The organism is Halolamina salina (assembly GCF_042678005.1).
Taxonomy (GTDB): Archaea; Halobacteriota; Halobacteria; order Halobacteriales; family Haloferacaceae; genus Halolamina; species Halolamina salina.
In genome coordinates this window covers 1-9,190 of the sequence record NZ_JBHUDH010000067.1, presented here as the reverse complement: position 1 = coordinate 9,190, position 9,190 = coordinate 1, and the positions used below count along the sequence as shown (strand labels likewise).

The window sequence follows — 9,190 nt, the reverse complement described above, 5'->3', positions numbered from 1 at the left end:
CCGCGTTCTCGCCGGCGATCCCGGAAATCTCCCGCTCGCGGTACGCCGCGGGCTCGACCTCGCGTATCTCCTCGGGGTCGAGGTTCCGGGCTTCGACGTCCTCGCGGAGATCCATCACGTCGCGGAACGCCGACTGCTCGATGTCGACGTCGTCGGGCGGGATCACCTTCGGGCAGCGCGTCCGGAACCGACAGCCCGAGGGCGGGTTCCGCGGCGACGGCACGTCGCCGGAGAGCGTCGCCACGCGGCGACCCTGCTCTTCGACCTCCGCGCGCGGGACGCTCTCCAGCAGCGCCTCGGTGTAGGGGTGGTCGGGGTTCTCGAAGATCTCGTCGGTCGGCCCGAGCTCCGCGATCTTGCCGAGATACATCACCGCGACGCGGTCGCAGATATGCCGGACGACGCTCAGGTCGTGGGCGATGAACAGGTACGTCAGCCCGAAGTCGTCCTGCAGGTCGTCGAGCAGGTTCAGCACCTGCGCCTGCACCGAGACGTCGAGCGCGCTCACGGGCTCGTCGAGCACGATGAACTCCGGATCGAGCGCGAGCGCGCGGGCGATGCCCACGCGCTGGCGCTGCCCGCCCGAGAACTCGTGTGGGTAGCGGTCCACCTGATCCGCCGAGAGTCCCACGCGTTCGAGCAGCGCGCCGGCTCTGGCGTTGCGGATCTCCCGGTCCGACCCCGTGACGCTCACCTCGACGCGGAGGCCGCCGTCAGTCTCCTCAACGGTCGCGTCGAGCAGCTCCTCGTGGGCGTCGACGGTCGCTTCGGGACCCTCGCTACCCATTCGGACCGTCACGGGGACGCGGGCGACGCCGTCGTCGCCCGCCTCGACCACGCGGTCGAGGTCGTCCGCGACGGTCACGTCGACCATCCGGTCGATCCCGTCCGCGATCGTGAGTTCGGCGTCGGTCGCGACCGTCGGGTCCGACTCGGGCAGCCCGTGGATCCGCATCCCCTCGGCGACGATGGCGCCGACGGTCATCCGCGGATCGAGGCTGGAGAACGGGTCCTGGAACACGATCTGGGCCCGGCGGCGGAACGCCGACAGCGACTCGTCGTCGAGGTCGAACACCTCCTCGCCGTCGAACGCGACCGTGCCGCCGGTCGCCTCGCGCAGGCGGAGCAGCGTCTCGCCGGTCGTCGACTTCCCGCAGCCGGACTCGCCGACGAGCCCGAGCGTCTCGCCCTCGTACACGTCGAAGCTGACGCCGTCGACGGCTTTCACGCTGGTCGCCTCGCGGCGGAGCAACCGGTCGAGCAGCCCCCCGCCGTCCTCGTAGTACTTCCGGAGGTTCCGGACCTCCAAGAGCGCGTCCTCAGTCATTGGAGACCACCTCCTGTTTGGCTTCGGGACCGAGCGCTTCGGACTCGTCGTACTCCCGGTCGGCGAGTATACAGCGCACGTGGTGTGCGGCGTCGTCGACCGTCGACTCCGCCTCGTGCTCGTCGATGCGGTGGAGACAGGACTCCATCGCCTTCGGACACCGATCGGCGAAGTAGCACTCCTCGCCCATCTCCGAGTCCAGCAGGCTGGGGACGTTCCCCTCGATCGGCGAGAGCCGCGGCGCCGGATCCTCGACGTCCGGGATCGACCCGAGCAGCCCCTCGGTGTAGGGGTGCACGGGGTTCTGGAACACGTCCTCGAGCGCGCCGCGTTCGACCACCTCGCCGGCGTACATCACGCCGACGCGCTGGCACATCCGCGCGATCACGCCGAGGTTGTGGGTGATCAGGACGACGCTCATGTCCTCCTCCTCCTGCAGATCGCGGAGGAGGTTCAGGATCTGCGCCTGGATCGTCACGTCGAGCGCGGTCGTCGGCTCGTCGGCGATCAGTACGTCGGGCTCGCCGGCCAGCGCCTGTGCGACCATCGCGCGCTGGAGCATCCCCCCCGAGAACTCGTGGGGGTACTCCTGGGCGCGCTGTTCGGGGTCGGGGATGCCGACCTGTTCGAGCAGTTCGACCGCCCGCTCGTGGCTCTCCTCGCTGACGTAGCTCTGGGAGGGCAACAGCGAGTCGACGACCATCCGGCCCAGCCCGTAGCCCTGGGTCCGCGAGCGGGTGCGCCGCGGGTTCGCGCGGGCGCGGCGCTGGACCTCGACCGCCTCGGCGATCTGCTCACCGACGGTGATCGAGGGGTTGAGGCTGCTCATCGGGTCCTGGAAGATCGTCGCGAAGGCGGGGCCGCGCAGCCACCGCCGGGTCGCCTCCGGCAGTTGGCGCACGTCGACGTAGTCGCCGTCGACGGCGTCGGGGTGGGACTCCCGGTGCTCGTCGGCGAGGTCGGCGTCACGGTACCACACCTCGCCCTCGACGATCCGCCCCGGCGACTCCACCAGGTCGATCAGCGAGAGCGCGGTGACGGACTTCCCGGAGCCGGACTCGCCGACGATGCCGAAGACCTCGCCGTCGCGCACGTCGAAGTCGACGTGTTCGACCGCGTTGACCTGCCCCTCCTCCGTGAAGAAGCGGGTCGTGAGGTCCCGGACCTTGAGTATCTCGTCGGCCATCTTACATCCCCCCCTCGCCCTCGATTCCCGGGTCGAGGGCGTCCCGGAGCCAGTCGCCGACGAGGTTGATGCCGATCACCGTCAGGACGATGGCGATCCCCGGCACGGTGGCGATCCACCACGACGAGGAGAGATACCCCCGCCCCTGCGCGATGTCGAAGCCCCACGAGAGCGTCGTTCCGGAGAAGCCCAGGAACGACAGGGAGGACTCGAGCAGGATGATGGCCGCGACCTGAATCGTCGCGAGCACCAGGATCGGGGTGATGGCGTTGGGCAGGACGTGGCGGACGACCGTCCGCGTGTCGGAGGCGCCCAGGGCCTTGGCGGCCTTGACGTACTCCTCCTCGCGGATGGACATCGCCTCGCCGCGGGCGATGCGGGCGAACCAGACCCAGTTCACGAAGCCGACGACCAGGATGACGACCGACGGCAGCACGAACGTCTCCGGCATCGGCGTCGGTAAGCCGACGGCGTCGCGGAACGCACCCGCTACCCCCGTCGTGACGAACGGATCGGTCACTCCGACGGCCACGTCGGCCTGGAACCGACTGAACAGCCCGATGAGCGCGATGGCCAGCACCAGCGACGGGAACGCCAGCGACACGTCGGCCACGCGCATCAACACGTCGTCGGTGCGCCCGCGGTAGTAGCCCGCGACCAATCCGACGGTCACCCCCAGTACCGCGGCCAAGACAGTGCCGAACAGCCCGACCAGCATCGAGGTCCGGGCGCCGTAGATGGCCCGCGAGAGCATCCCCTGACCGAGGGAGTTGGTCCCGAGCGGGTAGGTGGCCGTAGCGTTGACCTGCACGGTCTCGTTGACCACCTGGAGCGAGCCGTTGACCATCTCGGTGGAGGTCTGTTCGGTGGTCTTCGTGAACCCCAGCGGCGGGAGCTGTGACCGGTCGAGGTTCTGCGCCCGGGGGTTGTGCGGTGCGATGAACGGGGCGAAGACGGCCATGAGCACCATGATGGTGATGAGCACCACGCCGATGCGGGCCAGCCCCGAGGACCGGAACTCCTTGCGGAGGTTCCGGACCGTTCGTGGGGAGATAGAGATGGGTCCGATCTTCATTCTGCCATCACCCGTGGGTCGAGGTAGGCGTATATCGCGTCGACGGCGATGTTGACCAGGACGAAGCCCGCACCGATGACGATGAGGCTGCCCTGGAGGATGGGCCAGTCACGCGCGTTGATGGCCCGGATGATCTCGCTGCCCAGCCCCGGCCACGCGAAGACGGCCTCCGTGATGACCGCCCCGCCGATGAGCGTCCCGAGTTGGAGCCCGAGGACGGTCACGACCGGGACCAGCGTGTTGCGGAGCACGTGTTTGTACTTGACCAGCGACTCCGGCAGCCCCTTCGAGCGGGTCGCCCGGACGTACTGCTTCGAGAGCTCGTCGAGCATCCCCGAGCGGACCAGCCGCGTGATGAGCGCCGTGAAGTAGGTGCCCAGCGTTATCGCCGGGAGGAACAGCGACGCCAGCCACTCGACGGTCACCTCGAAGAACGGCGCTGGCCCCGTGAAGGCCGCCAGCACCTGCACGAAGCCGTGGGCGCGCCCGCTTGTCGGGAACACGTTCAGCTGGACCGAGAACAGCAGCACGAGCATGATGCCGAGCCAGAAGTTCGGCGTCGAGATGCCCAGCAGCGAGAACGTCGTCGCGGCGTAGTCGGCCGGCTGGTGGCGCCTGGTCGCCGAGATGACACCCAGCGGGATGGAGAGCACGATGGCGACGACGCTCGCGGCCACCGCCAGCTCAAGCGTCGCCGGGAGCTTGGCGAACACCTGCTGGGAGGCGGAGATGTTGGAGATGTACGAGTAGCCCATGTTCCCCTGCAGGAGCTCCCAGAGGTAGTCGAGGTACTGCAAGTACAGCGGCCGGTTCAGCCCGAGCTCCTCGGCGATGCGCTGACGCGTCTCCTGGCTCGCGTCCAGCGGCGCGACCGTGTCGATCGGCGAGCCCGGCGTGATGAACCGCAGCAGGAACACCACGGTCACGACGCCCCAGACGACGCCGACACCCTGCACTCCGCGTTTCAAGAGGAAACGACCGTAGCCCATGCTGCCTTACGAGGACTCGCTCGGCAGACTCTGGGCTTCGTCGAGCAGTGCGTCGAACTCGTCGTTCTTGTAGGAGGTCAGCGACCCGTCGCTCGCGAGCAGCGGCTGGAGCGTCTGGATGGCGTCGAACGTCGCGTTCCCCCAGCCGAGCAGGTACCACGGCGGCTTGTCCTCGATGTTGCCCGTGGTGACCTGACTGACCAGCGTCGAGAACTCGACCTGGCGGGCGGTCGCGGAGACGTTCGAGAGCTCGTCGACCTGGGCGGCGACGGCCTGGGCGACCTCCACGTCCTTGAGGTAGCGGCCGATCGGCGTCACCAGCTCGATCTCGGCGCCGGCGTAGCCGGATGCCTCGACCAGTTCCTCGGCGCGGGCCTGGTCCTGCGGGTAGATGTCCAGATCCTCGTTGTAGCCGAAGAAGTTCGGCAGCGTCGGCTGACTGGAGGCGTCACCGAACGTCTGCAGGACGTTCTGGATGATGGACTCGATGTCGATGGCGTAGTTCATCGCGCGGCGGAACTCCGGCGAGTCGAACGGCTCCACGTCGTAGCGCATCGCGTTGAAGATGACGCGCGTGGAGGGGACCGCCGAGACGGTCGTCCCGTCGTTGTCGTTGACGCGGCCGACCTCCTGGGGCGGGATGTTGACGATGATGTCCGCCTCGCCGCTGATGAGGCGGTTGACCCTCGTCGAGGACTCGCTGGCGGAGGTGATGGTGAACGTCGAGATGGCCGCTTCCTCCTGCCAGTAGTCGTTGTTCCGGGTGAACTCGACTTCGACCCCCTGCTCGTAGTTGGCGAGCTTGAAGGGGCCGGTCCCCTCCATGTTCTGGTTGATGTACGCCGAGTCGTGGTTCTGGACCCACGACTTGTTCATCACGTCGCAGTAGGTCGCGAACGACTGGAACACGATGGGGTTGAGCCCCGAGAGGTTGACGTTGACCGTCCGGTCGCCGCTGGAGGCGACCTCCGCCCCCTCGACGCCGACGAGCTGGTCGGACTGCGGCGAGGTGAACCCGACCGAGTCGTCGACGATCCGGTTGATCGAGTAGGCGACGTCCTCGGGAGTCAGCGAGTCGCCCGAGTGGAACGAGACGTTGTCCCTGATGGTGAACTGCACGGTCGTCTCGTCCAAGCGCTGGTAGTCGGTCGCCAGCATGTCGATGATGGCACCCTCCCGGTCGCGCTCGAGCAGCCCCTCGTAGGCCTGGAGGACGATGTTGTCCGTCGGCGTCTCGCGGTGGTCCTGCGGGTCCAGCCCCGAGTCCATCTGGGACTGGGTCATCACCACGTCGTCCCCGCTGTCGGTCGCCGGCTCGATGGCGTAGGCGTCGACGCGCTCGTCCGAGCGGGGCTGCCACTCGATGTCGTTGGACTGCCCGTAGACGGAGTACTGCTGGTGGAGGAACACCCACGGTGCCTGGTCGTGTGCGTGCCGGTTCGCGCGCTGGAGGTAGCCGTCGCGGGTCTCCGGCTCCGGCCGCTCAGTCGGCGTCCCCTCAGGCTCGGTCGGCTCGTCGGTCGGCGTGTCGGTGTCGCCGCCGCCGGGCTGTTCGGTGTCTGTCCCCCCGCCGTCGGTGCAGCCGGCCACGGCCGTCGCCGTCGCCGCGCCAGCGAAGCCGAGGAACTTCCGTCGACTCACGTCCGGACTGTCTTTGTCAGCCATAGACACTCGGATGTGGCGGATTGACTTATACCCTGTGCCGGGGACGCACACCCCACACCGCCCGCCGGCGACGGAATACGTCAGGGGTTCGGTGTGAAAACCCGGCTGTAGAAGCGGCTGTTCGACCTAAGTATCGGGAAAACGGCGTGGGTTGCCGGTAGGACGGGAGCCGCGTCGTCGGCTACTCCTGCTGTGCGTCGACGGCCGCGACGCCCGCGAGGTTGACGATGTCCTTCACCTCGTCGCCGCGCTGCATCACGTGGACGGGCTTGTCCATCCCCACGAGCATCGGACCGATCGCCTCGGCGCCGCCGAGGCGCTGGAGCAGCTTGTACGCGATGTTGCCGGCTTCGAGGTTCGGGAACACCAGCACGTTCGCGGGCTGGTCCAACTCGGAGAACTCGTAGGTGTCGGTCAGGATTTCCTCGACGACCGCGGTGTCGGCCTGCATCTCGCCGTCGACCGGGAAGTCCACGTCGGGGTCCTCACGCAGGCTGGCGGCCGCGGCGCGGGGCTTGCGGGTGCCCTCGTTCTCCACGGAGCCGAAGTTGGAGTAGGACAGCAGCGCCGCGCGCGGTTCGACGTTGAACCGCCGGGCGAGTTCGGCGGTGTGTCTGGTGATCTCCTCCAGCACCTCCTCGTCGGGGTCCTGGTTCACCGTCGCGTCCGCGATGAACACGACCCGGTTTTTGAACGTCAGCATGTAGACGCCGGCGGCGTAGTCGGCGTCGTCGGCGGTGCCGATCACTTCCAGTGGCGGCCGGAGCGCCGACGGGTAGTGGTGGGTCAGCCCCGTCAGCAGCGCGTCGGCGTCGCCGGCCTCGACCATCGCGCTCCCGAGGTAGTTGGTGTCGCGCTGGACCAGTTCGCTCGCCTCGCTGCGGGTGATCCCCTTGCGCTGGCGGAGCTCGTGCAGCCGGTCGGCGTACCCCTCGGTCTCGTCGACGCGCGGGTCGACGATCTCCGGGGTGAAGTCCAGCCCGAGGTCGGCGGCGATCCCCTCGATCTCGTCGCTGTTGCCGAGCAGGACCGGGTCGCCGATCCCCTGCTCCTGGATCTGGGCGGCGGCCCGGACCATCTTCTCGTCGGTCCCCTCCGCCAGCGCGATGCGCTGGTCGGTGCTCTTGGCCTTGTTGAGCACGACCCGCATCATCTCGCGGGACTTGCCCAGCCGGGCCTCGAGCTTCTCGGAGTAGGCGTCGATGTCGATCTCGGTGCGGGCGACGCCCTCGTCCATCGCCGCCTCGGCGACGGCGGGCGCGACCTCGAACAGCACGCGCGGGTCGACCGGCTTGGGGATGACGTACTCGGGACCGTACTGGAGCGGCTGGTCGCCGTAGGCCTTGACGACCGCGTCGGGCACGTCCTTGCGGGCGAGTTCGGCCAGCGCCTCGGCGGCGGCCATCTTCATGTTCTCGGTGATGCTCGTCGCGCGCACGTCGAGCGCGCCGCGGAACAGGAACGGGAAGCCGAGCACGTTGTTCACCTGATTGGGGTAGTCCGAGCGCCCCGTCGCCATGATCACGGTGTCGTCGCGGGCCTCGCGAGCCGCCTCGTAGCCGATCTCTGGCTCGGGGTTGGCCATCGCGAACACGATCGGGTCCTCGGCCATCGACGCCACCATCTCCTGTGATACGATGCCGCCGACGGAGAGGCCGACGAACATGTCCGCGCCCTCCATCGCGTCCGCGAGGTCGCCCTCGGGCAGGTCGCGGGCGAACTCCTTCTTGTACTCGTTCACGTCGTCGTTCTCGGCTCGCTGCTCGGTGATGATCCCCGAGGAGTCACACATCGTGATGTTGTCGGGGTCGGCGCCGAGCTCGACGTAGAACTTCGCGGTCGCGATCGCCGACGCGCCGGCGCCAGAGAACGTGATCTCCATCTCGGAGATGTCCTTGTCGAGGATGTCGACGGCGTTGAGCAGCCCCGCGCCGCTGATGATCGCGGTCCCGTGCTGATCGTCGTGGAACACGGGGATGTCCATCGACTCCCGGAGGCGCTGTTCGATTTCGAAACACTCCGGCCCCGCGATGTCCTCGAGGTTGATCCCGCCGAAGGTAGGCTCCATCGCCTCGACCGACCGGCAGAACGCGTCCACGTCCGTCTCGTCGAGTTCGATGTCGAACACGTCGATGTCGGCGAAGCGCTTGAACAGCACGCCCTTCCCCTCCATCACGGGCTTGGAGGCCTGTGCGCCGATGTCGCCGAGTCCGAGGACGGCCGTGCCGTTCGAGACGACGCCGACCATGTTCCCCTTGGCGGTGTACTCGAACGCACGCTCCTCGTCCTCGTCGATGTCGAGACACGGCGCCGCGACGCCGGGGGAGTACGCGAGCGAGAGGTCCCGCTGCGTGTTCGTCGGCTTCGTCGTCGAAATCTCGATCTTGCCGGGCGGATCGGTTCGGTGATACTCCCGTGCGTCGTCCTCGAGTCCCATACGCCCGACTGAGCCGGAGCGCTGAAAAAGCTATCCACCGCGTCGTAATCCGATTCGACGATCGTCGATCACCCGTCTCGTCAACCACGACCGTACCGGAACGACCGCGTTCGGGACCGACGGAGGGGTCAAGGCGCGTACGGCGCGTGGCGCTCGAGCGTCAGGTCGAAGCCCACCGCCTCGGCGTCGAACGTTGGCCAGTTCGGCGTCGCCGTCAGACACTCGAAGCCGTCGTCGGACGCCACGAGGTAGGTGTCCTCGCTCCGCGCGCCGACGACGACGGGGTTGAACGCGTACCCCATCGGCGCCCGCACGTCGTGGGTCGCGTGGGGCGCGGCGAGCCACTCGCGCCGTGCGAACCCCGCAGCGCCGCCCTGCTCGCCGTCCTCCCACGCGGCCGGGAAGCCGAGTTTGTCGTACGCCTCGCGGATCGCCGCGAACACGTCCCCGGCCGTACCGTCGGACGCCACGGCCTCGCGGGTCGCCGCCAGCGCGGTCGCCTCGATCCGGG

At 68.3% G+C, this 9,190-nt stretch carries 6 protein-coding genes and 1 pseudogene; all 7 read right to left on the bottom strand.

Annotated elements, in window-relative coordinates:
- On the bottom strand, positions 1-1,327 hold a 1,327-nt coding region (locus tag ACFR9S_RS07385; RefSeq protein ID WP_379818354.1), incomplete at its 3' end, for an ABC transporter ATP-binding protein.
- Complete coding sequence (locus ACFR9S_RS07380; protein ID WP_379818353.1) at positions 1,320-2,513, bottom strand: ABC transporter ATP-binding protein; 1,194 nt, start codon at positions 2,511-2,513, stop codon at positions 1,320-1,322. The genes ACFR9S_RS07380 and ACFR9S_RS07385, both read right to left, overlap by 8 nt.
- A 1-nt stretch (position 2,514) precedes the next feature.
- Positions 2,515-3,588 (bottom strand): ABC transporter permease, encoded by a 1,074-nt coding sequence (locus ACFR9S_RS07375; RefSeq protein WP_379730682.1) that lies wholly within the window; start codon positions 3,586-3,588, stop codon positions 2,515-2,517.
- Entirely contained in the window at positions 3,585-4,577 is a 993-nt protein-coding gene (locus tag ACFR9S_RS07370) for an ABC transporter permease (protein ID WP_379730683.1), read from the bottom strand. Before ACFR9S_RS07370 ends, ACFR9S_RS07375 begins: the two co-directional genes overlap by 4 nt.
- 6 nt (positions 4,578-4,583) lie before the next feature.
- Positions 4,584-6,242, bottom strand: a complete 1,659-nt coding sequence (locus ACFR9S_RS07365) for an ABC transporter substrate-binding protein (protein WP_379730684.1) — start codon at positions 6,240-6,242, stop codon at positions 4,584-4,586.
- Positions 6,243-6,423: 181 nt separating this feature from the next.
- Positions 6,424-8,679: an NADP-dependent malic enzyme gene (locus ACFR9S_RS07360; protein WP_379730685.1), complete on the bottom strand. Its 2,256-nt coding sequence runs from the start codon at positions 8,677-8,679 to the stop codon at positions 6,424-6,426.
- Positions 8,680-8,807: 128 nt separating this feature from the next.
- Positions 8,808-9,190: pseudogene (locus ACFR9S_RS07355) on the bottom strand (M24 family metallopeptidase); the annotation flags it as partial.

Bases quoted from the DNA above. Each gene is read 5' to 3' on its own strand.
- ACFR9S_RS07370 (WP_379730683.1), bottom strand. From the start codon at position 4,577: ATGGGCTACGGTCGTTTCCTCTTGAAACGCGGAGTGCAGGGTGTCGGC.
- ACFR9S_RS07360 (WP_379730685.1), bottom strand. From the start codon at position 8,679: ATGGGACTCGAGGACGACGCACGGGAGTATCACCGAACCGATCCGCCC.
- ACFR9S_RS07380 (WP_379818353.1), bottom strand. From the start codon at position 2,513: ATGGCCGACGAGATACTCAAGGTCCGGGACCTCACGACCCGCTTCTTC.
- ACFR9S_RS07365 (WP_379730684.1), bottom strand. From the start codon at position 6,242: ATGGCTGACAAAGACAGTCCGGACGTGAGTCGACGGAAGTTCCTCGGC.
- ACFR9S_RS07375 (WP_379730682.1), bottom strand. From the start codon at position 3,588: ATGAAGATCGGACCCATCTCTATCTCCCCACGAACGGTCCGGAACCTC.